This window comes from Mucilaginibacter roseus, from assembly GCF_021215455.1.
GTDB lineage: Bacteria > Bacteroidota > Bacteroidia > Sphingobacteriales > Sphingobacteriaceae > Mucilaginibacter > Mucilaginibacter roseus.
In genome coordinates, this window is the sequence record NZ_JAJPWV010000002.1 from 765,295 (window position 1) to 786,649 (window position 21,355).

General features: G+C 44.1%; 21 protein-coding genes. 3 read left to right on the forward strand and 18 right to left on the reverse strand.

Annotated features, from left to right (window positions below):
• Positions 1 to 20: 20 nt before the first annotated feature.
• Complete coding sequence (gene gmd / locus LT679_RS08240) at positions 21 to 1,157, reverse strand: GDP-mannose 4,6-dehydratase (RefSeq protein ID WP_232176976.1); 1,137 nt, start codon at positions 1,155 to 1,157, stop codon at positions 21 to 23.
• Positions 1,158 to 1,308: 151 nt separating this feature from the next.
• On the opposite strand from gmd, the gene LT679_RS08245 reads away from it, so the two are divergent.
• Positions 1,309 to 1,527 (forward strand): PLD nuclease N-terminal domain-containing protein, encoded by a 219-nt coding sequence (locus tag LT679_RS08245; protein ID WP_232176977.1) that lies wholly within the window; start codon positions 1,309 to 1,311, stop codon positions 1,525 to 1,527.
• A gap of 34 nt (positions 1,528 to 1,561) precedes the next feature.
• Here the strand turns inward: LT679_RS08245 and LT679_RS08250 are convergent, their stop codons facing one another.
• The 10 genes from LT679_RS08250 to LT679_RS08295 form a co-directional block, all read right to left on the reverse strand.
• Positions 1,562 to 2,128: a DUF3109 family protein gene (locus LT679_RS08250; RefSeq protein WP_232177167.1), complete on the reverse strand. Its 567-nt coding sequence runs from the start codon at positions 2,126 to 2,128 to the stop codon at positions 1,562 to 1,564.
• Positions 2,129 to 2,136: 8 nt separating this feature from the next.
• Complete coding sequence (locus LT679_RS08255; RefSeq protein ID WP_232176978.1) at positions 2,137 to 2,916, reverse strand: DUF3108 domain-containing protein; 780 nt, start codon at positions 2,914 to 2,916, stop codon at positions 2,137 to 2,139.
• A 128-nt stretch (positions 2,917 to 3,044) separates the two neighbouring features.
• Positions 3,045 to 3,560 carry a DUF2480 family protein gene (locus LT679_RS08260; RefSeq protein WP_232176979.1) on the reverse strand — a complete coding sequence of 172 codons (516 nt, stop codon included), beginning with the start codon at positions 3,558 to 3,560 and terminating at the stop codon, positions 3,045 to 3,047.
• A 66-nt stretch (positions 3,561 to 3,626) separates the two neighbouring features.
• On the reverse strand, positions 3,627 to 5,729 hold the full coding sequence (locus tag LT679_RS08265) for a peptidylprolyl isomerase (RefSeq protein WP_232176980.1): 2,103 nt from the start codon (positions 5,727 to 5,729) through the stop codon (positions 3,627 to 3,629).
• Between the two features lie 103 nt (positions 5,730 to 5,832).
• Positions 5,833 to 6,411 carry an LPS export ABC transporter periplasmic protein LptC gene (gene lptC, locus LT679_RS08270; protein ID WP_232176981.1) on the reverse strand — a complete coding sequence of 193 codons (579 nt, stop codon included), beginning with the start codon at positions 6,409 to 6,411 and terminating at the stop codon, positions 5,833 to 5,835.
• A gap of 1 nt (position 6,412) precedes the next feature.
• Complete coding sequence (locus tag LT679_RS08275; RefSeq protein ID WP_232176982.1) at positions 6,413 to 7,753, reverse strand: porin family protein; 1,341 nt, start codon at positions 7,751 to 7,753, stop codon at positions 6,413 to 6,415.
• Positions 7,746 to 8,489 (reverse strand): type III pantothenate kinase, encoded by a 744-nt coding sequence (locus LT679_RS08280; protein WP_232176983.1) that lies wholly within the window; start codon positions 8,487 to 8,489, stop codon positions 7,746 to 7,748. Before LT679_RS08280 ends, LT679_RS08275 begins: the two co-directional genes overlap by 8 nt.
• Positions 8,489 to 9,181 carry a phosphoribosylformylglycinamidine synthase subunit PurQ gene (gene purQ, locus LT679_RS08285; RefSeq protein ID WP_232176984.1) on the reverse strand — a complete coding sequence of 231 codons (693 nt, stop codon included), beginning with the start codon at positions 9,179 to 9,181 and terminating at the stop codon, positions 8,489 to 8,491. Before purQ ends, LT679_RS08280 begins: the two co-directional genes overlap by 1 nt.
• A 45-nt stretch (positions 9,182 to 9,226) precedes the next feature.
• On the reverse strand, positions 9,227 to 10,213 hold the full coding sequence (locus LT679_RS08290) for a DUF6427 family protein (protein ID WP_232176985.1): 987 nt from the start codon (positions 10,211 to 10,213) through the stop codon (positions 9,227 to 9,229).
• 29 nt (positions 10,214 to 10,242) lie between these two features.
• Entirely contained in the window at positions 10,243 to 11,670 is a 1,428-nt protein-coding gene (locus tag LT679_RS08295) for an L-serine ammonia-lyase (RefSeq protein WP_232176986.1), read from the reverse strand.
• Positions 11,671 to 11,762: 92 nt separating this feature from the next.
• On the opposite strand from LT679_RS08295, the gene LT679_RS08300 reads away from it, so the two are divergent.
• Positions 11,763 to 12,914, forward strand: coding sequence for a DUF1624 domain-containing protein (locus tag LT679_RS08300; RefSeq protein WP_232176987.1), 1,152 nt, complete (start codon positions 11,763 to 11,765; stop codon positions 12,912 to 12,914).
• Here LT679_RS08300 and LT679_RS08305 read toward each other — a convergent pair.
• From LT679_RS08305 to LT679_RS08335, 7 genes are all read right to left on the reverse strand, one after another.
• Positions 12,905 to 13,615 carry a peptidoglycan DD-metalloendopeptidase family protein gene (locus LT679_RS08305; RefSeq protein ID WP_232176988.1) on the reverse strand — a complete coding sequence of 237 codons (711 nt, stop codon included), beginning with the start codon at positions 13,613 to 13,615 and terminating at the stop codon, positions 12,905 to 12,907. The genes LT679_RS08300 and LT679_RS08305 overlap by 10 nt on opposite strands.
• A 12-nt stretch (positions 13,616 to 13,627) precedes the next feature.
• Complete coding sequence (rbfA, locus tag LT679_RS08310; RefSeq protein WP_232176989.1) at positions 13,628 to 13,999, reverse strand: 30S ribosome-binding factor RbfA; 372 nt, start codon at positions 13,997 to 13,999, stop codon at positions 13,628 to 13,630.
• Positions 14,000 to 14,111: 112 nt separating this feature from the next.
• Positions 14,112 to 14,489 (reverse strand): hypothetical protein, encoded by a 378-nt coding sequence (locus LT679_RS08315; protein ID WP_232176990.1) that lies wholly within the window; start codon positions 14,487 to 14,489, stop codon positions 14,112 to 14,114.
• Positions 14,490 to 14,493: 4 nt separating this feature from the next.
• Positions 14,494 to 15,720 (reverse strand): ABC transporter permease, encoded by a 1,227-nt coding sequence (locus LT679_RS08320; protein ID WP_232176991.1) that lies wholly within the window; start codon positions 15,718 to 15,720, stop codon positions 14,494 to 14,496.
• Positions 15,721 to 15,744: 24 nt separating this feature from the next.
• Entirely contained in the window at positions 15,745 to 16,386 is a 642-nt protein-coding gene (locus LT679_RS08325; RefSeq protein ID WP_232176992.1) for an MBL fold metallo-hydrolase, read from the reverse strand.
• A gap of 72 nt (positions 16,387 to 16,458) precedes the next feature.
• A complete protein-coding gene (gene gldD / locus LT679_RS08330; RefSeq protein ID WP_232176993.1) occupies positions 16,459 to 17,037 on the reverse strand; it encodes a gliding motility lipoprotein GldD in 579 nt (192 codons plus the stop codon).
• Positions 17,034 to 17,834, reverse strand: coding sequence for a shikimate dehydrogenase family protein (locus LT679_RS08335; RefSeq protein ID WP_232176994.1), 801 nt, complete (start codon positions 17,832 to 17,834; stop codon positions 17,034 to 17,036). The genes gldD and LT679_RS08335 overlap by 4 nt, the downstream gene beginning before the upstream one ends.
• Before the next feature lie 328 nt (positions 17,835 to 18,162).
• Here LT679_RS08335 and LT679_RS08340 point away from each other — a divergent pair, with 328 nt between their 5' ends.
• The gene (locus tag LT679_RS08340) at positions 18,163 to 21,354 is read left to right on the forward strand and encodes a SusC/RagA family TonB-linked outer membrane protein (RefSeq protein WP_232176995.1); all 3,192 of its coding nucleotides are present in this window, start codon (positions 18,163 to 18,165) and stop codon (positions 21,352 to 21,354) included.
• The last annotated feature ends 1 nt before the right edge of the window (position 21,355 follow it).

Genomic DNA, 21,355 nt, shown 5'->3' on the forward strand with positions numbered 1-21,355 from the left:
TGAGCCTTATGTTGTTATAGCTATTCAAAATAATTCAATGTCTTAAATCCACCTTTTTGCAAATGTTCATCCTTTTTAACCTCAAGTAGATCGGCCTGTACCATATCAGCAACCAGCGCATTCAAATCGTACTTTGGTATCCAGCCTAATATTTCGCGGGCTTTTGTGGCATCCCCTATCAGCAACTCCACCTCGGTTGGGCGGCAATATTTCGGATCAACCTTTACAACCGTTTGGCCGAACTTAAGTTTGGCCTGATCAATATTTAATTCTGCAAGCCGATCCTCATCCAAATCAATTATCACCCCCTTCTCATTCTCGTTTCTTCCGCTAAACTCTACGTCAATACCCAACTCGGCAAATGCAAGCCGTATAAAATCGCGCACGGTAGTAGTAACGCCGGTAGCAATTACAAAATCAAGCGGCTGGGGCTGCTGCAACATTAGCCACATAGCCTCAACATAATCCTTAGCGTGGCCCCAATCACGTTGTGCCGACAAGTTACCCATATACAGATGACTTTGCAGCCCCATTGCTATCCGAGCTGCGGCGCGGGTTATTTTGCGGGTAACAAAGGTTTCGCCACGCACCGGGCTTTCGTGATTAAACAAAACACCATTGCAAGCGTACATATCATAAGCTTCGCGATAGTTAACGGTTATCCAGTAACCGTATAATTTGGCTACAGCATAAGGTGACCGTGGATAAAACGGCGTTGTTTCGCTTTGCGGTACAGCCTGTACCATGCCGTAAAGCTCAGATGTTGAGGCTTGGTAGATCCTGGTTTTTTGTGTTAGGCCTAACAAACGCACCGCCTCCAAAATGCGTAGCACGCCTATGCCATCGGCATTTGCTGTATACTCCGGCGTATCAAAGCTCACCTTTACGTGGCTTTGCGCGGCCAGGTTGTATATCTCATCGGGCTGAACTTCCTGAATGATGCGGATTAAATTTGTAGAGTCAGTAAGATCACCGTAGTGCAGCCTGAACTTCACATCCGGCTCATGCGGATCGGCGTACAAATGATCGATACGTGCAGTGTTAAATAAAGACGACCTGCGTTTAAGCCCATGTACAGCGTAACCCTTCTTGAGCAAAAATTCGGCTAAGTATGCGCCGTCCTGCCCGGTTATACCTGTTATCAGAGCTTTTTTCATTGCGATGTAGCTTATGCGTTTACAATAATATTTAATTTAATTGTAAATCATGGTACACTTTGCCTACTCGCTATTATTTAGTTAAACCATTGTAACAATACGTACCTGATTGTATCTTAATAATATACATCACATTAAAATCAATAAACCTATGGCACTCGCATTTTTAAATTTAGGCACTCCGGAGATTATACTGATTTCATTTATCGTGATTATCCCGCTGATTACGCTGATAGATATTATAAAATCTGACTTTAAAGATCAGTTCACCAAGCTACTTTGGATAGTAATTGTATTGCTTGCACCAATTTTAGGATGCTTGCTCTACTTTTTAATAGGCCGAAGCCAAAAGGTGAGCCGATATATGTAATAAAAAAGCGATGGCATTTACCATCGCTTTTTTATTATATCTCTGCTGCTACAGCTTCTTCCAGTTCCTTGTACCATTCTTCGCCGTACTTGCGGATAAGCGGCCCTTTCAAAAACTCGTGCACGTGTACCTTTAGCTGATCGCCAAATGTGCAGGCATCGCTGCAAATATTCCAGCGATCATAGTGCAAAACATCAAACTCAGGATAAGCGGTTATGCGTATAGGGTACAAGTGGCATGATATGGGTTTTTTCCAGTCGATATCCCCGGCTTCGTAAGCTTTTTCAATAGCGCACTTGGTGATGCCATTTTCCATAATCACATAGGCACACTCTTTATTAGTATCAACACATGGAGTGGTGTAATCACCTTCAAAGTCGGTAACATACGTACCTTCCTGCTCTATGGTAGCAATACCTTTCGCTGTCATATAAGGCTTCACCTTCGGGTAAATCTCATCCAGAATAGCGCGTTCTTCATTTAGCAGCGGCGCGCCTGAGTCGCCTTCTATGCAACATGCCCCTTTACATTTATTAAGGTTGCAAACAAAATTCTCCTTAATCACATCCTCATGCACCAGCACATTGCCAACTTCAATCATCATTACTATTACTTTTTAACAGGATTTAGCGGGTATTTAAGCCCTTTAGCCCCGGTCAAATCCATGGTAAGGCTACCCACAATTACTTCAACGTGCGCACGTACCGGTATGCGGTTGGCGTCGTCGGTTATCCAAAGATACAGTTTACTATTCTTTTTAAATATTTTGCCCGGTATAATGGTTGGGTTAAACTTTAAACAGTTAAAGGTACCCATTGAACATTTCACCTGCTCTTTACCCATATAAGTTATGCTGAGCTTATGAATACCGTCTTCCAAAAAATAAGGCATATCAATCGTTTGCCCTACCTTAATCTTTGATATATCCAGCGAGCGGGCAAAATAATAGGCCGATACAAAATCAAACATCTGGCCTTTGAACTCAAACTCGCCCTTATCCGCCTTTATTTTACCGTCCTTGTGGTTAAAGGTTACCTTATCGGTATGCTTATAGCTCCCTTCTTTCCGGTTCTCGGTATAAAAGTAGGGCATCAGCGTATTTTTGTCAACAAAGCTTTCGTAGCGGTTACGCACCTTGTAAAATACGTTGAATGTACCAGCGGTTTTGCCCTCGGCTATGATGTGATAAGCCGGCTTTCCGTCATACTTCTGCGGGCTTTCTTCAACTTTAAGATTTGCCTCAGCGGCCGTAAAAATGCCGTATTTTAGTTTATAATCCAGCTGCTCGCCAACACCAAATACCGCCTTGTCCAGATTATCGAGCGTTTGGGCGTAAATTGGGGTACCGGCTATAAGCAGCAGGTAACATATCATGATCAATTTCTTCATCAGCGTGTTTTTGTGTAATGGATGGCTTATGTTAGGCCATTCCGTTACCGGTTTGACAGAAACTGATAACAATAGTTTAACATACCTGTTTTTGGGCTTAGCACAAAGCACCTGCCGTCCTTTAAAAATCAGTCCTTACGTTTGTAGATAGGCACTGTTGAACAAGGCTCACCAAACATCAGGCTTTTGGCTACCGGGGTAAGCTTTTTTGCCAATTCAACATATGCCGCAACAGGAACAGGCACATCACCGCAACCTTTAATAACCAAACGCTGATCGCGATATTTTTCTACGTCGAGATTGGCGGTTGCTTTTACAAACAAAACCGTTTCCAGTACTTCAGCATTGCCGAATACAACCTCACGCGCGTAAGGTGCCATACGGTTGGCCAGCAGCATATAAGCCCAGGCCGGCACTATGGCGTCGGCAGTGCAGGTTATTGCCACAAACTTGTCCTGATACTGGCTCCAGTCGTGCGTTTTTACGAAGTCACGAAAGTCTTTCTCTTTCAGGATAAGCCCGTGAAAAAGATTGTCTTTGATATCGTAAACCACACGTTCGCCCTGCTGGTAAAACTCTGCTGGATCAAGCGTTACCAGCCCGCTTTGGGCTACTTTATTTATAATGTTTTCCTGAATTTCCATTTGTCTTAAAATAAAAAATCCGGGAACGATAATCATTCCCGGATACAAAATTACTTTAAAATACGATTATAAGAACTTGGCTCTGTAATCTTTTACATTCGCCTTATCTTGCAGGGCTTCAAATAACTGCCCTTGCGAACGCTGTAGCGCCATTTGAGCAAGCTGTTGTTTTTGCTTAACCAGGTTGCTCAACGGAGCAGGCTTAACAAAACCATCAACTACAAAAGCGTATATCCCGCTTTTACCTTCTACCGGTTTTGATACCTTTTTAGGCTGCGAGCCAAATACTGAACCGATAACGCTGTATTCAACACCAACACCAGGTATTACCGGGTTAGCCATTACTATGTTTTGAGCCGGGGTAACCTTACCACCAACTTTTTGCGCTACCTGGTTAATGCTTGATGCACCGTTAACAGCGCCCTGCATTTTCTCAATCAGTTGCTTTGCCTTTACCTTGTTACGTACTACAGGTAGTATTGAAGTTTTCACAGCCTCAAGCGGTAACTGGCCTTCAGGTTTAATTTGCGACAGCTGGGCAACAACATACTGATCGCCGGCGGTGAAAACCTGCTCAGACACATCACCAACTTCTGATTTAAATACCCAACGAACCAGATCGCGGGCGTTATCTAAGCCTGGTATACCTGCTGCTACACCGGTAACATCAGTACCTTGCTGTACGGTAAGTTTTTCTTTTTTCGCTTCTGCATCGAAATCGCCGTTGTTAACGCTTGCCAAAAAGGCCTGAGCTTTGCTGTACGCGGTTGAACGGGTTTTTTCGCTTGGCTGTATTGGCTTGTTCACAATAGCTACCTTAACCACTTTGGCACTGCCTTTTTGATCTTCGATACGGATAAGGTGAACACCAAACTGAGTGGTAACTACTTTCAGGTCGCCTTTGCTGCCATTAAATACGGCTTCATCAAAAGCAGGCACCATAGCGCCACGGCCAAATGTGCCCAGGCTGCCACCTTTTTCGCCCGACTGCTTATCGTCAGAGAAAAGTTTAGCCAACTCATCGAATGAACGGCCACCCTGAATAAGTTTTTTTAATGAGTCGATTTTAGCAGCAGCTTTTTCTTCACCACCTGCTGATTGAGCTGAGATAAGGATATGGCTGGCTTTAACCGAGTCCGGGCCAACGCGTGAATCAATAAGCTTAGCGATGTTGTAGCTACCGTTTGACAGGTATGGGCCATAAACATAACCTTTTGCCGCGCTAAACATTACCGAATCAAGCGCCGGATCAAGCTGGCCTTTTTTACGGTAAACGATAGGTGTTTTGGTATCAGAGTTTAACTGAACAAATAATGAATCGTTATTGCTGGTTTTAAAATCCTGCGCCAGTTTTTCAGTTTGGGCTTTAATAGCCGTGCTATCCTCTTTAGAGGCAGCGCCGTTTACAGCTACATATTTAAAGCTGCGCAATTCCTGTTTGTTTACAAAAAGTTTTTTATGCGCGTCATAGTATTCCTGATAATCGGCATCAGTAACGGTAACCTTGTTATCAGGTATTGATGCATAATCAAGCGCCACGTATTGAAAATTAGCAAGCTTGTTTTTAGCCTCATAGTCATCAGTAGCCTCAAGTGAGTTTACATACAGACCGTTGGTTACAAGCGATACATATTTCTCGGCTTTTTTTGATTCGATGATCTGGGCAACAAATTCCTGCCATTGTTTTTTCATCGGGTCGCCATCTTTAGCGGCGTTAACGCTGCTGAGCACGTTGTTTAGTTGAGCACGATCAAGCTGGCCGGTTTGCGGGTTGCCAAACATCTGCACAATTTGCGGGCTTGGGTTATTGCCGCTAATGAGTGATTTTGTTTCGCTTTCGCCAACAGTAATGTTAAGCTTAGCTATCTGGCTGGTGATGATAGAACGGCTAATCATCTGGTTCCAGGTATTTTCCTGAACGTAGCCCAAAATTTGCGGGCTAACGCTGGTTTGGCCTGACTGCTGTTTATACTGCTCCGTGTTTTGCTCAACTCTTTGATTAAATTCCTGCACAGATATTTTTTCGTCGGCTACTACACCTATAGTATTGGCATCGCCCCTAAAAAAAGAGCCGCCAAAGTGAATAACCTCACCTGCAACAAAAGCAAAAAGCGCAAGACCGATAACGATGACGAGTATCACCCCCATCTTCTCACGCAAAAAACTCATAATTCCCATATAAACTCTATAATTATTAACTATTTAAAAAGAGGGCGCAAGATACAATTTTTAGTAAAATTCTATCAAACAAAATTGACGTTGAAATTATTTATTACTCTATTGCCTTTTGGTCGACATTCCAGATACCGGTTGTCTGGTTCATGGTGTAATGGCTGAAATCCTGATTACTCTCAAAATTGGTTCCGTTGGAGATATTACCGTTCGCAAATAGTATTTGTACCGGCTGGCTTGATGTGATGAGCTGCGTTTTAGCATTCCATATCAATTCCTCTGATTTGAACACATCGCCCTGCGCGTTTTTTGATACCACATTTTTGTAAAGCTCAAAACGATTGTTATCATCCTTACTGATAGCGTAATTGGAGGTAAGGGTGTTGATCACTTTCAATTCCTTATCGTAAAATACGATTTTAACCCCTTTGGGCATCTCGTAGTAAGGTGTATCAATTTTATGATTGATTAGTACAGGGGCAAATACTACGGCTTTAACGTGAGCGGAATCACTATAAGTAATTTCGGCATTAGTAGTTAGTTCCTGCGGCTTAATATCCTGCTGCGAAAGCTCTTTTATCTTTTTCAGATCGTTTTCGCACGAAGCAAAAAACAAACTGCCGCAAATAATTGCAAACCATAGTAAAGCAGCTGTTTTTTTCCGCGGACTAAAAAACATATTAATCAAACTTGTAACGGGTAAACCACTTATCGTTAAGTGTAAACCCTAAACGTATATTGATGTAGTTTTCTTTTACCAGACTATTAGTAAGCGCGCCGCGCTTACCTACTTCTGCCGAAATATTGATCTTATAGTAACTGCTGCTGGTTTGGCTTGGGCGCAAAGGCAGGCCTAAACCAAACGTTGCGGCATATTGGTTAATGTCGGTATTGTTTACACGCAGGTTGGTTTGATTATACATAAAACCTACACGATAATCAACCAAAGCCCAGTAGTTATTTAACTTATTAACATTAGGTGTAAATTGCGCGCCAAAGTTATAAGTTTTGCTATCCTTCATGCCCTGGTTGATGGTTTGATAAGCATCGCCTGTAGCCGATAGTTCTGACCATTTACCCATAGTATAATCAGCGCCTAAAAGCAACTTGTCGCCCGCTTTGAATGATACGCCGAACCTGTTTATTGAAGGTAGTTTAAGTTTTGATTTAGGGCTTACTTCTTTTACTACGCTATCCAACGGCAGGTTTTCGCTGCCATCGGTACCGGTAGTAAAATGCGACACATAAGTGCTGTTCTCGATATTAAGCTTTGTTGGCGCCGAACCTGAATAGCCGAATGTTATAATATTACGCTCGCTCAGGTTGAACATAAATTGCGCGCCGTAATCGTAATTGAAGCCCTGCACACTGCTGTTTTGTTCAACACGGGTATTAAATGCACCGTAAAGATCCGGTATTGATGTTACACCATAATCTTTCATGCTGCCAAAAATGTACGATACGTTAGCACCCAGCATAATATGCTTGCCGATGCCGAAACCGTAACCAAAATGAGCTTTGGTTAAACCGCCCTCGCCGCTGTATTTAAAATTAACTGCGTTGGTGTCGGCAGGGTCGCCGGTGCCAAAGTTTGACTGGGTTTGGGTATACTCATAACCACGTTGGCTGTATGGCTGTAAACCAAAGCTTATGGCCGAACGCTTGGTTACCGGAAAGGCAAACAACAGGTGATTAAGCCTGAAATTGCTGCTCTTTTGGGATCCTTGTCCATCTCTCGTAAGCTTTAGGCTGCTGCCAAAAACGCCCACATCAATAGTTGTCAAGCCTATGGCTGCGTAAGAAGCTGGATTGATAGTATTTATAGTGGAGTATCCGCTTATGGAATTGGTTGCGGTGGCAATACCACCCATACCGGCCATTTGCGGCGTCCAGTTCGGGTCAATATCGCCAATGCCGTATTTTGAGTAAGGTGAACTCGTGGTCGATCCGTTTTGTGCGCTTGCGCCAAGTGCGCTTATAACCAAAACAAGCGTAGCAAATAACCTGGTATATCTAATCATTATGTTGTAGTAATGCGGCATTCAATCCTATTAAAACCAAATTAGGTTCAATATTAATTTGGGGGGCAAAGATGCTATTTTTCAGCAGAGTATCAAAAAAATCGCTATCGCCACCGGTTAGTATAATGTTCAGTTGTTTATCCTTTTTGCTGTAGGTTTCAATAAAACCCGCAAGCTCGTATTTTAAGCCATTTTGCACGCCCGATTGTATGGCGGTTTGCGTGCTGTTTCCGTAATCCATCTCAAAACTACCGTCGGCCTCCACCAGCGGCAAGCCCGATGTGTAATGGTTTAAAGCCTTATAACGGGTATTTAGCCCCGGCGATATACTGCCGCCAAAATAATTTCCGCCGCCATCAACCCAATCATAAGTGATGGTGGTTCCGCCATCAATAACCAGGCTGTTTCTGCGGGGGAATAAATTTACAGCGCCGTTAACTGCGGCAACCCTGTCAAGCCCTAATGTGTGCGGCGTAAGATAATGGTTAGTGATATGCTTGGCCATACTTGCCGTAAAGTGTACAACCGTTACCCTTGTGCTTAATACAGCCAGCCAGTAAGGTGTATCTTTTTTTACTGATGATATAATGGCCTTGTCAACATTATATTTGCTAAGGAGCTCATCAAATAAAGCGGTATCAGCATCGGCATAGTGGCCGGTTTCAAGCAGTTGTTGCTGCTCAAAAACGGCAACCTTGGTAAGCGTATTCCCGATATCAATAACCAGGTTAGCCATCAGGCCTTCACCATTGAAAGTATTGATTCAAAAATAGCCAGGCCATCCTCATTGGCAAGCACCGTATCGGCAGCGCGCTCAGGGTGTGGCATAAAGCCAAACACGTTGCGGTTTTTATTAGTAATACCTGCAATATTTTCAAGCGTACCGTTAGGGTTGGCATCATCGGTTATGTTACCGGCTTCGTCACAATACCTGAACAATACCTGGTCGTTATCATTAATTGATTTAAGTGTATCGGCATCGGCAAAGTAATTACCCTCGCCATGCGCTACCGGAATTTTAAGTACGCGCTGTGCGTCTATCTGCGCGGTAAGCAGTGAGTTTTGGGTTTGAGGCAATACAAAAGTATTGTGGCAAATAAACTTACGGTTTTTGTTATGCAGCAAAGCACCTTCAAGCAGGCCTGATTCGGTCAGTATCTGGAAACCGTTGCATATACCCATTACATAACCACCTTTAGCGGCAAACTGGATAACTTCCTGCATAATTGGTGAAAAACGGGCAATAGCGCCTGAACGCAAATAATCGCCAAAAGAGAAACCACCCGGCAGTACTATAAAATCGCAACCTTGCAGGTCGTGGTCTTTATGCCAAAGGCGAACTACCTCCTGACCCAGTATTTGGTTTAATACGTAGATGATGTCTTCGTCGCAATTAGACCCGGGAAATATAACAACTCCAAATTTCATGTTACAAAGCTAACATAACCACTGAAATTAGGACGAATATTATAGTTAAAAAGTGTTAAACTGGAAGTAAATTATACCTGCAACCAACAAAAAATACAGCGTTTCGTAAAACCAGCGACTGGTTGCGTGCAAAAAATAATAGGCAAAAGTAATGGCCACAGGCACAACACAAAGCAAAAAATGATTAAGCTGAAACTCGGTTTTTACATAAAAAGCCAAACCTGCAACTAAAAAAAATGCAACCAGTAACTGGAACGACTTGCGGATGTGCACGTAGCTTTTAAAAAAGCCCTGCTGCAACTTGTAAGCTGAAAGTACCAGTATCACCGCCACAGGCACCAGCAACACATATGTATAATTGGTTATGCTGATGCTGGTAGGGAATTTGCCGCCAAGCGGCAGCCATATACTCGAAAAACGGCTCAACCTGTCGTTGTAAAAATAAACTACAGCTAAAAAGAAGAAAACCGTAACATAGCCTATAATTACCGCAGCCCACTCGCGCCAGTTAAATGGCCTGAAAATAATGAGCGCGATAAATACCACCAGGAACAACCAACTGAAAGGCAGGTAGATCAACGAGCCTAACGCCACAATCAACCCCAGATCATAGCAGGTTGATTTAACCTCGCTGCCCTTATATAAACTGAATAGCTTATACATTAACCATATCACCAGGAAGTTACAGATCAATGGCGCACTTAGTCTTAAAAAGGGCGTAAACAGCGCTGATACCGTGATGTACATGAGCGCAGGCATGTAGGATGGCTTGTTGAGCAGGTTGAAGTAGTTAACCATAGTATTGAGCAACAAAGCCTGTATAAACACCAGCAACGTGGCCAGCAATACGTTAAAAAAGGGCGATAAAGCGTACTCATATGATACGGGCACCAGTAGCCTTGAGAACGACTCAACAAAGATAAATTCCAGTTTGTCGGGTGTGTTAATCAGGTAACCTATGCGCAAAACAAAAACAAGCACGGCCAGCCACGCTATCACTATCGGGTTGTACGATCGGAATATATTGATCATGGCGGTGCTTTACTTGTTTATGTTGATGCTTAACATTCAGGCAAACTGATGGGTATATTTACTGCCAGTCCGCCGTCTGAGGTTTCTTTGTATTTAGAATTCATATCCTGCGCGGTTTGCCACATGGTTTTCACCACCGCGTCAAGGCTTACTTTGGCATTGTCCGGATTGGTTTGCAAGGCCAGTTGCGATGCCGTGATGGCCTTGATAGCGCCCATGGTATTACGCTCAATGCAAGGTACCTGAACAAGCCCGGCAATAGGGTCGCAGGTTAGGCCGAGGTGATGCTCCATTGCTATTTCGGCGGCCATTAACACCTGCCTTTGCGATCCGCCTAAACATTCAGTTAGCGCCGCCGCAGCCATAGCTGATGATACGCCGATCTCGGCCTGGCAACCACCCATAGCGGCTGATATGGTGGCACCCTTTTTGAAAATGCTACCGATTTCTGATGCCGTCAGCATGAAGCGGATAATCTTTTCTTCACTAAAACCATCACAAAAAGCAATGTAATATTGCAGCACCGCGGGTATCACGCCTGCCGCGCCATTGGTTGGCGCCGTCACTACTCTGCCGAACGAGGCATTCTCCTCGTTTACCGCCAACGCGAAGCAACTTACCCAGTCCAGTATATTTTGGAAGCTGTTGCCACTCTGCCTGATCACCTCCACCCATTCTTCATAATTATTGTAAGGCAAGCCTTTGGTAAGGCGCTTATTTAGGCTGGCTGCACGGCGCGCTACATTAAGGCCACCGGGTAACGATCCGCCGGTATGGCAACCCCGGTAAATACATTCTTTTATTATCCTGAAGATATTGAGCACACCTGTACGCGTTTCTGCCTCGGTACGCCAGGCTAATTCATTCTCCATCACCACCTCAGAAATTTTAAGGCCGGTTTTCATGCACCAAACCATCAGGTCGCGGGCAGTATCTATCGGGAAGGGCAGGTCAACTTCAGACCTTGCATTATTGTCTTCACCCTCCTTAACCACAAAACCACCGCCTATTGAATAGTAGGTGGCCGACATGGCCTTGCCATTGCTCAAAAACGCCTGAAAGGTTACCGCGTTAGGATGAAACGGCAGGCTTTCGCTGAACAGAAAAAGCAGGTCATCCTCCTTATAAAAACTGATCGGCCTTACATCACCCAACACCAGCTGACGCGATTCAATGATCTCATTTACCTTTGGCTCTACCTGGTCAACCTCAAAAGTAACCGGGTCATCACCGCTCAAGCCGAGCAGTATGGCAATATCGGTACCATGGCCCTTACCGGTTTTAGCCAGCGAGCCATATAACAGCACCTTAACCTGCACTACTTGCGGCAACACGCCAGCATCAGTGAGCAGCTGTACAAATTGCTGTGCCGCGCGCCACGGCCCCAATGTGTGCGAACTTGACGGACCTATGCCTATCTTGAATATATCGAATACCGAAATCTGCTCTCTTTGCATCTGAACCGCGAAGTTACATATCGTACCGCTATTAATTAAATTTACGCCCCGTATATAGATAGTTTTATGTAAGTTGCATAAACTTTATTACAATGACCGATTTTGTTGTTCAGCCTAAAAAGAGGATCGACTCTATTGATATTGTTCGCGGCTTAATTATGGTGATCATGGCGCTCGATCATGCACGCGATTTTTTTATGCCGCAGCAATTTGATCCTACCGATCTTACCAAAGCTTCAACTTCACTGTTCCTTACCCGGTTTATTACCCACTTTTGCGCGCCAACGTTTGTGTTTTTGGCGGGTACCGGAGCATTTCTGTCCTTTAGCCGGGGCAAAACAAAAGGGGAAGCCGCTAAATTTCTGATCACTCGTGGCCTGTGGCTTATTTTTTTAGAGTTTACTATTATACGTTTTGGCTGGGCGCTCAACATCGCGTTCGATTTTGTTTTTGTGCAAGTGATATGGGCACTGGGCGTCAGCATGATTGTACTGGCCGGACTGATCTACCTACCGCGCAGTGTGATAGCCGCCTTTGCCCTGATCATGATATTCGGGCATAACGCGCTCGATGGCATCAAGGTATCGCAGTTACCTACCCCATGGGGAACAATTTGGGGCATTTTGCATGTGCAGGGCATTTTACAGATCACCGGGTATATCAAAGCGTTTATACTTTACCCGCTGATACCCTGGATTGGTGTTATGGCTTTGGGTTATGTATTCGGCCCTATTTTTAAGCTTGACCCGGCAAAAAGGCGATCACTCCTGGTAACTATCGGCCTTTCGTCACTGGTTGTTTTTGTGGTGTTAAGGTTTTTCAATATTTATGGCGATCCAAACCTGTGGACCGATCAGGGCGTATGGCACCGAACCATACTCTCGTTCATCAACGTACAAAAATACCCGCCATCGTTAGATTACCTGCTGATTACCCTTGGTGTATGCAACCTGCTGTTAGCCGCATTTGAGTATGCTGAAAATGGCTTTACCAAAATTATGGTGGTGTTTGGCCGCGTGCCGATGTTTTACTACATACTGCATTTGTACCTATTGCGCCTTATGGCCTTTATTGCTTACCTGGCAGTAAAAGCCGCTACCAATGGTGCTCCGCCCAAAGAGGGAGCACCTCTGTATTTTGTTTATTTGATGTGGTTACTGGCTATAATCATCCTATACTTTCCATGCCGCTGGTACATGAGGTATAAAATGACGCATAAACAATGGTGGTTGAGCTATCTGTAATCCTCTGGCAAAAAGTTAAGCAGCAAATTGGGGTCAGGTATGATATCCAGATATGATGACTTTTCTGACGGCTTGCACACGCCGGGGAAATCGCCATGCATGCCCTGCATATCCAGCATTAACTGAAAGTGCAGATGCGGCGGCCAATAGCCGTTTTCATCCGCAACGCCAAACTCTGCTATTTTTTGCCCTGCGTGTACCTGCTGCCCTACCTGTAATTTTTGCAGGGCCTTCCGGTTTAAATGGCCATACAAACTATACAGTGTGAGGCCATTTACAATGTGCTGTAAAATAATGGTTGGGCCATAATCGCCGTTACCGGCATTATCGCCAAAACTATGTACTGTACCATCAAGCACTGCACGCACAACGGTGCCGGCGGCAGCCCATATATCCACCCCAAGGTGAATACTTCGCGGCTCATCATCGTTTGCGCCAAACAATTGTTTCCGGCTGTAAACGGTACGGTTTTCCAGGTAGCCGCCAATTGCGTAGCGGCACTCTGCGTTGGCGAGCTGCGTAATTATCCAATCGTTAAAAGCATCTGTGTTATCAACCGTTTCCGGCGTGAGCTTCGTATTCGCCGCGGTCAGATCAAGCTTAAAAAGTTTGTCTGTTCCGCTATCAAAATCAACCACAACCGAAACCGGCACCTCAGCCATTGCCAAGTGTGCTGCCAATGTAACCGATGCTTTTCCCATGGCTAAAAAAGTTTACTCTGTGTCGGGCTGGCGGGGCTCTTTGCTTATCTTATCAAAAAGCTTATCCATACGCTCCACATACTCGTTGGTATCATCTACAAAAAACTCCAGCTGCGGTATTATTCGCACCTGGTCTTTTATACGTGCACCCAGTTTATAGCGTATTTCTGAAGCATGCGACTTTACCTGTTGCAGTGCCTGCTGGGTGTTATTATTGTTAAAAAAGCTCAAAAACACACGTGCAATGGCCAAATCCGGCGTTACACGTACTTTAGTTATGGTTACCAGCGTATCGGGCAGGTAAGCTGCGCCTTCACGCTGAAATATCGCGGCAAGATCCTGTTGTATTACTCCTGCAAATTTTTGCTGACGTTTTGATTCCATGATAAGAAGTTTGTAGGGCTGAAGCCGCATGGTTAAAGCTCAAAGCTATAGTAAAAAGCTACAAGCTGCTAATTTGTTTTAACGTTTAAATAAAGATGATTGCTTGCGATGCTTAATGACAAATATCCTGTGGTATTACCTTGGTTATCTTGATCAGCTTGCGTACCACCAGCGTGCTGTCGTATTCGGCACCCAGCCCATCCTTGTCTGACGGCATTTTAATGCCTTCAACCTCTACATAAACCGGCTCGTAAGGCTTTTCAAAATTAAGCTGCGAATACTGTAGCTCCAGTTGGGACGAACTATCGGTAACCCAAAACTCCTTTTCGCGCCCACATTCGCTGAACGATTTTATCTCGGGCCCGAAACTGTAAAGCCCTTTATACATATGCGGTTTACCGTCATGCTTATCGCCGCTGCATGATGCCAGCGCCGTTAGTAAAATGGCACAAGCCAAAAACACATATTTAACAGATGATGATTGCATCATTTATTTATAGATCCTGTTTTATTTCACTTAATCCTTTAACACTTAACCTGGCACTTATGCCTGACGCTATTACCGCTATGGCTATAACAGTTAAAAACACCAGGCCAAAATCCATAACCTTTATATCTACCGGGTAAGCATCAATAACCATTAACGAGCCATTGATGCGCACTAAACCGTACTGCTGCTGTAATATACAAAAAATGAGCCCTATAACAAGCCCCGCTATGCAGCCTGCTACCGAGATCATCATACCCTCAAAAAAGAATATGCCCTGTATAAGCCTTTTGCCGGCACCCAGGCTGGTAAGTATGGCAATATCCTTTTTCTTGTCAATAACCAGCATGGTTAACGAGCCTACAATATTAAACAACGCGATAACCAAAACAAAGGTCAATATCATGAACACCGACCATCGCTCGTAGTTTAACGTTTTATATAATTCGGTATTTTGCTGGGCGCGGTTTTTTATATAAAAGTTGCGCCCGATTTTTTCCTGCAGCTCCTGCTGAACGGCATTGATGTTTGTTCCTTTTTTAAAATTTATCTCTAATGATGATACCTGCTTTGGCTCATCCAGCAGATCGCGGGCAAAATCGAGCGGAACAACTACAATGTCATCAAAATCCTGCTGTATGCCAAATACACCCACCGGTGTTATATTGCGTACCACAAACTCGTTAAGCGGATTGGCCGATGCACTTGCATTACGCCTGGGCGAGTATATCTGCAAATTAGCGTTAGGGTCATAAACATTTACACCAAGGCTTGCCTGTATGGTTGTGCCTATAACGGCATAATCCCGTCCATCCATCCGCAGGGTGAATGATCCGGATAAGATAGTGCTGTCCAGATCGGTATTTTTCAGGAAATCGGTACTCACTCCTTTTAAAGTACCGATGAACTGCTTAGTGCCGTATCGCAATAAGGCTTTCTCCTGCAATACACGCGTGTAGGAAAACACACGCTGATCTTTCTGCAACTCGTTAAAATGAATTGTATCGGGATTAAACGTTTTGCCCAGCTTGGCCTCAATCTTTAATTCCGGACTAAAATTGCTGTACAGGTTCAGGATCACTTTTTCAAACCCGTTGAATACCGACATGATGATGATCAGCGCCGCGCTGCCCACAAATACCCCAAGCATGGATATGCCTGATATGATATTAATGGCATGCACCTTTTTCCGCGAAAAAAGGTAGCGTTTGGCTATGTATACCGAGGTATTCAATTTATTACAGCAGTGTTAAACTAATTAATCGTTAAAAAAGGGATTGTAATGTTTTTCAAACCCAATGGTAGTTTCCGGTCCGTGACCCGGGTATACCGTACAATCATCAGGCAGGGTAAAAAGTTTTTCGCGAATATTTTTTAATAGCTGCGCATGGTTACCGCCCGGCAAATCGGTACGGCCAATGCTGCCCCTGAAAAGCACATCTCCCCCTATCAGTATATTGTCGTGCTTATCAAAAAAGCACAGATGCGCAGGCGAATGCCCGGGTGCAAATATTAATTCAAGCACCGTATTACCAAAATTGATAACGCCGCTTTCAGGCAGGTATTCATCAGGCAAAGGCGAATTATCGTAACGGAAGCCCATTTGCTGGGCGCTCACCGGGGCATGGTTAAGTACCACGCTTTCGCCAATATGAAACTTTGGTTTGAGGCCGTACTGATCGAAAACAAATTTATTGCCCAGCACATGGTCAATGTGGCAATGGGTATTTAATAGCAGTACAGGCTTAAGATTATTTTCGGCAATAAAATTTACCACTGCATTTTGCTCGGCACCGGTATACATACCCGGATCGATAATAACACACTCGCCGCTATCATCATATAACAGATAAGTATTTTCCTGAAACGGGTTGTTTACAAAAACCTGAACTTTAGCCATGCCAGCAAAAGTATTTAAATTAGCCTGAAAAGGTTGCGGTTAATATAAATTTTGATGGAATGGCAGCGCCAATCATTTCCACTTAAAACTCTTTATCATTACGTCAACATCCTTCTTTACAAAATCGAGCACAGGTTGTATCGAGTCGAGCCGGGGCTCACTGCTAAAATACAATGCGCCACGCAGGTAGTGTTTGGTGCTATCGGTTAAAAAGAACTGGATTGATGAAGCCGCGTTACCATCAATGGTATAATAAAGGCCGTACACCTTGCGGTCGGGGTAATTAATGTACCCTTCATCAATAGATGTTGCCTTAACTGTGTGCTTAAAAGCGAAGGTATGCGCGTCTTCTACCAACTCATTAAATATCTTTTTTGAGGTTACGGGCTGATAACTCAAATGTAGTATACCGTTAAACTGTTTAAAGTTCATGTTGATCCAGCAGCTCTTGTTAACGGCTTTGGGGTCAGCACTTATATCGGCATAAACCGGGTATTGAAAACTGTAGGGGCAGCTCTCGTTGTATTGGCGGTACACTTTCTCCGGATAATATATACGAAAGTATCCCCGCGGCTTCGGCGAGTAATCAGCCTCGTTGCTGCAAGCAGAAAGCAGGAGTAACAATACACTTATTATTGCGATGATCCTCATGGGTAGCGTTCGGTTGAATTCCATATTTCCCACGCCCGTTCTGCCTGTAGTATCAGCATCTCGTGGCCGTTTTTTACGTCAGCACCCGCTTCGGCACCCTTTTGCATAAAAAGCGTTTGTTCAGGATTATAGATCAAGTCGTATAGTAAATGGTCATCCGTTATAGCCTCGTAAGGTATAGGCGGGCACTCATCCACATTGGGCGATGTGCCTAAAGGTGTTGTATTAATAATGAGCTTATTTTCGGCTACCATTTCCGGCGTGAGCTGGTCAAAAAGTATTGTTCCGGCTTGCTCGCGGCGGGTTATTATTTTATATGGAATCTCTAATTTATCGAGCACATAAAATACCGCCTTTGCCGCGCCACCATTACCCAGCACTAAAGCGCTTTTATGGCGTGACTTTAACAACGGCTTAAGTGACTCCTCAAACCCGTATATATCTGTATTAAAACCTTCAAGCCTGAAATCGTCACCGCCAAACCCCACCTCTCCCTGAAAGGCTACAGATATCGGCGACTCCTTATCAATACGAATAGTGTTCACCGCACCTACATGCTTGGCTTCAGCATTCAGCCAGTCAATATACTGCATCACGTCAACCTTATAAGGTATGGTAACATTAAGGCCGCATAAGTCGGGATGCTGGTGTAAAAACTCGTTAAAGTTGCTGATTGCCTCGATTGGGTACAATTCGTAAACGCAATCGGCTATGCCTTCGCGCTCAAACTTTTCGGTAAAATATTTTTTTGAAAACGAATGGGAAAGCGGGTATCCTATAAGCCCATATTTTTTCATGCAGACAGATATTTGGAATGGCGAATATAAACAATTGATAAATAAGTATTGGTTGATGTAATGCTATTTAATATTAGCCTATACTTATAAGTTTATACCTATAAAACATGCCTTAACAGGCCGTAATCATTATTATTTGTTGAACAGACAATTATCAAGCAGTTTTTGGCATCGATTGCAGAAATTTCTAAAATCCGTACATTTTGCCCAGAAAGCGATTAAAAAGCATCGAAAAATGGTAATTTAATACTATACCCCTTTATCGCCGTAGGTTAAATTTGTTTTATACAATTATTATAAACCAGTCCTCTAATCAAATTACAATCACATGAAAAGAAATTTACTGTTTTTCAGGAACAGTAAGTGCCTCAGGCTTTACCTGTCTGTGTTACTTACTGCTTTCGCCTTTTTAAGCGCACATGCTCAGGGCAAACGTGTTACGGGTACCGTTTCTGACAATGCAGGACCAATTCCCGGTGCAAGCGTGCGCGTAAAGGGCAGCACCGCAGGTACAACCACCACACCAACCGGTACCTACAGCCTGAACGTGCCTGATGATGCGGTACTGGTGGTAACCTATGTAGGTTATGCCACACAGGAAATTCCGGTTAACGGCCGCAGCACCATAAATGTAACCCTGCTATCAAACAGCCAGTCGCTGCAGGAAATTGTGGTTGTAGGTTACGGCACCACCCAGCGTAAGGACCTTACCGGCTCGGTAAGCTCCGTTAGTGCGGATCAGGTTGCCAAAGTGCCTGTTACCCAGCTTGACCAAGCCTTGCAGGGCCGCGCGGCAGGTGTGCAGGTAACCAATAACGATGGCGCCCCAGGCGCGGGGGTAAGCGTACAAATACGTGGTGTAGGTAGCTTGGGTAGTAATGACCCCTTGTACGTAGTTGACGGATACCCGATCACCGGTGGTTTGAACAACATTAACCCGAATGACATAGCCTCTATGGACATCTTGAAAGATGCATCAGCAACGGCTATCTACGGTGTGCGTGCTGCTAACGGTGTAGTAATCATCACTACCAAACGCGGACGTAAAGATGGTGTACAGGTTAGCCTCGATCTGAACGGTTCAATACAGGCTCAGCCAAGAAAATATCAGGTGCTTAACGCACAACAATGGGCAACCCTGGCCAATGAAACACCGATAGATAAGTTGCCCGAATGGAGCGACCCGGCTGCTTTAACCAATATAAACTGGCAGGATGCCGTTTATCGCACAGGTTCAAGGCAAAATTACAACCTGGCAATTCGCGGCGGTAACGAAAAGGTACAAACTGCATTTTCAGCCGGTTATTTTGATCAGAAAGGCATCGTACTCGGCTCATTCTTTAAACGCATAAACTTAGGTTTAAATGTAGACTACAATGTAAATAAGTGGTTAAAGGCTAATGCCAGCGCGAAATACTCTAGGCAAAACAACGCTAACCCGTTTGGTACAGGAAGCTTGCTGCAATTAGCGGCATTGATACCTACAGCCGGCGCCAACAAATTTACCAAAGAAGCTACTGACGGCAATGGCAATTATGCTTTTTATAACCCAATAAATATTTATACCAAAAGCTGGAATAACCCGGTTTACTTTATTGAAACACTTGACACTAAAAATCAAACCAATTATTTTTTGAGCACCACATCGCTCGAAGCTACTATAATTGACGGTTTAAAAGTAAAAACTAACCTGGGTATCAATACATCCGATTATTCTGGTTATTATTTCACCCCTTCTGATGTTCGCACGCGCGATCAATATGGCGTTGCCAGTAATAACCAATACAACACTTACTCACAAAGTGCAAACAACACTTACGAGTGGCTGTGGGAGAATACTATATCATATAGTAAAATGTTCGGAAAGCACTCATTAGATTTATTGGCGGGTGTTTCTGAGCAGAAAAACAACTTCAGAACCATTGGCGGTAATGGTAATCAATTACCGAGCAACGGCATACGCGACTTAAGCCAGGTACAAAACCTGGTGGCTTTTGGCAGCCAAACGGTTTACACATTAGCTTCACAATTTGGCCGTTTAACTTATAAATATGATGACAAATATTTATTGACCGCTACAGTCAGGAGAGACGGTTCATCCAGATTTTATCAAGGCAATCAATACGGTGTTTTCCCATCCGCATCGTTTGCTTGGCGCGCAAAACAGGAAGATTTCCTGAAAGATGTAAACTTCCTTTCCGATCTGAAATTCAGGGTTGGTTATGGTGAGGTAGGCAGCCAGGCAAATATACCGCTGTTTCAATACCTGGCACGCTATGGTTCAGGCGGTCCCGCTACTTCGGCATCTAACGTAGGCTATCCATTTGGCGGCACTTATCAAACTGGTTTGGCTTATCAAAATCTTGATAACTTAGGTTTGACCTGGGAAACCTCACGCCAAACCAACATCGGTGTAGATTTCGCCATGCTCAACAACGATTTGACCGTTACAGTTGACTGGTATCGTAAAGATTCAAAAGACTTTTTGCTGAAAGTACCGATAGCCTCGCAGTCAGGTGTTACCACACAAGCCCAAAATGCCGGCAGCATACGTAACCAAGGCTTTGAGGTTGCCCTGAACTATCGCAAAAAAGTATCACAGGATTTTAATTACGGATTGGGCTTAAATATTACAACTGTTAACAACAAACTTTTGAGCATCAACAAAGGCGTTAACTCTTTGATGAACCTTGTAGTATTAAGCAGTGCATCCGGTAACGGCTGGAACCAGTTTAGCCGCACTTACATCGGACAGCCTGTGGGTGAATTTTACGGCTATGAGAGCCTTGGCATCTTCCAAACTCAGGCTGAAATTGATGCGTTAAACGCTAAAGCTCCGGACGGACATTACCAGGGTGCAGCAGCGCAACCAACTGTTCCGGGTGACCGTAAATTCAAAGACATTAATGGCGACGGCCAGATCACCGCTGACGACCGTACAAGCTTGGGCAGCCCGATCCCTAAATTTTATGGGGGCTTCAATCTTGATATGACTTACAAAGCGTTTGATTTTAATGCTTTCTTTTACGGCAGCTATGGTAACAAAATTTTCAACTACGCTGCACGTAATCTTGAAAGCTTTCAGGCATCACCTTTTGTCGGCGTTCAAAACGTTGGCGTAAAATATTACGAAAACCGCTGGACACCTACTAACCCGTCAAACCGTTATGCACGTGTTAATTACAATGACGACATCAGCGCAAGCAACGTTCCTTCAAGTGTTTATGTAGAAAACGGTAGCTATCTGCGCCTGAGAAACGTAACCCTGGGTTATACCTTACCTGGTGATATAGCTAAGAAATTAACTGTAAACAGGGTGAGGATATCGCTTTCAGCACAAAACCTGTTCACCATTACTAAATACTCAGGCTTGGATCCTGAAATCGGTCAGCCAACCGGTACTGATGCCAGTGATCCAACGGCAACCGTAGCAGCAGCCGGCCCAACAGCAGCAGGCATTGATGTTGGCACTTACCCCCTATCAAGATTTTATACACTGGGTATTAGTGTAACATTTTAAG

Coding starts and splice junctions, on each gene's coding strand:
- gmd (WP_232176976.1), bottom strand. CDS start 1,157: ATGAAAAAAGCTCTGATAACAGGTATAACCGGGCAGGACGGCGCATAC.
- LT679_RS08245 (WP_232176977.1), top strand. CDS start 1,309: ATGGCACTCGCATTTTTAAATTTAGGCACTCCGGAGATTATACTGATT.
- LT679_RS08250 (WP_232177167.1), bottom strand. CDS start 2,128: ATGATTGAAGTTGGCAATGTGCTGGTGCATGAGGATGTGATTAAGGAG.
- LT679_RS08255 (WP_232176978.1), bottom strand. CDS start 2,916: ATGAAGAAATTGATCATGATATGTTACCTGCTGCTTATAGCCGGTACC.
- LT679_RS08260 (WP_232176979.1), bottom strand. CDS start 3,560: ATGGAAATTCAGGAAAACATTATAAATAAAGTAGCCCAAAGCGGGCTG.
- LT679_RS08265 (WP_232176980.1), bottom strand. CDS start 5,729: ATGAGTTTTTTGCGTGAGAAGATGGGGGTGATACTCGTCATCGTTATC.
- lptC (WP_232176981.1), bottom strand. CDS start 6,411: ATGTTTTTTAGTCCGCGGAAAAAAACAGCTGCTTTACTATGGTTTGCA.
- LT679_RS08275 (WP_232176982.1), bottom strand. CDS start 7,753: ATGATTAGATATACCAGGTTATTTGCTACGCTTGTTTTGGTTATAAGC.
- LT679_RS08280 (WP_232176983.1), bottom strand. CDS start 8,489: ATGGCTAACCTGGTTATTGATATCGGGAATACGCTTACCAAGGTTGCC.
- purQ (WP_232176984.1), bottom strand. CDS start 9,181: ATGAAATTTGGAGTTGTTATATTTCCCGGGTCTAATTGCGACGAAGAC.
- LT679_RS08290 (WP_232176985.1), bottom strand. CDS start 10,213: ATGATCAATATATTCCGATCGTACAACCCGATAGTGATAGCGTGGCTG.
- LT679_RS08295 (WP_232176986.1), bottom strand. CDS start 11,670: ATGCAAAGAGAGCAGATTTCGGTATTCGATATATTCAAGATAGGCATA.
- LT679_RS08300 (WP_232176987.1), top strand. CDS start 11,763: ATGACCGATTTTGTTGTTCAGCCTAAAAAGAGGATCGACTCTATTGAT.
- LT679_RS08305 (WP_232176988.1), bottom strand. CDS start 13,615: ATGGGAAAAGCATCGGTTACATTGGCAGCACACTTGGCAATGGCTGAG.
- rbfA (WP_232176989.1), bottom strand. CDS start 13,999: ATGGAATCAAAACGTCAGCAAAAATTTGCAGGAGTAATACAACAGGAT.
- LT679_RS08315 (WP_232176990.1), bottom strand. CDS start 14,489: ATGATGCAATCATCATCTGTTAAATATGTGTTTTTGGCTTGTGCCATT.
- LT679_RS08325 (WP_232176992.1), bottom strand. CDS start 16,386: ATGGCTAAAGTTCAGGTTTTTGTAAACAACCCGTTTCAGGAAAATACT.
- gldD (WP_232176993.1), bottom strand. CDS start 17,037: ATGAGGATCATCGCAATAATAAGTGTATTGTTACTCCTGCTTTCTGCT.
- LT679_RS08335 (WP_232176994.1), bottom strand. CDS start 17,834: ATGAAAAAATATGGGCTTATAGGATACCCGCTTTCCCATTCGTTTTCA.
- LT679_RS08340 (WP_232176995.1), top strand. CDS start 18,163: ATGAAAAGAAATTTACTGTTTTTCAGGAACAGTAAGTGCCTCAGGCTT.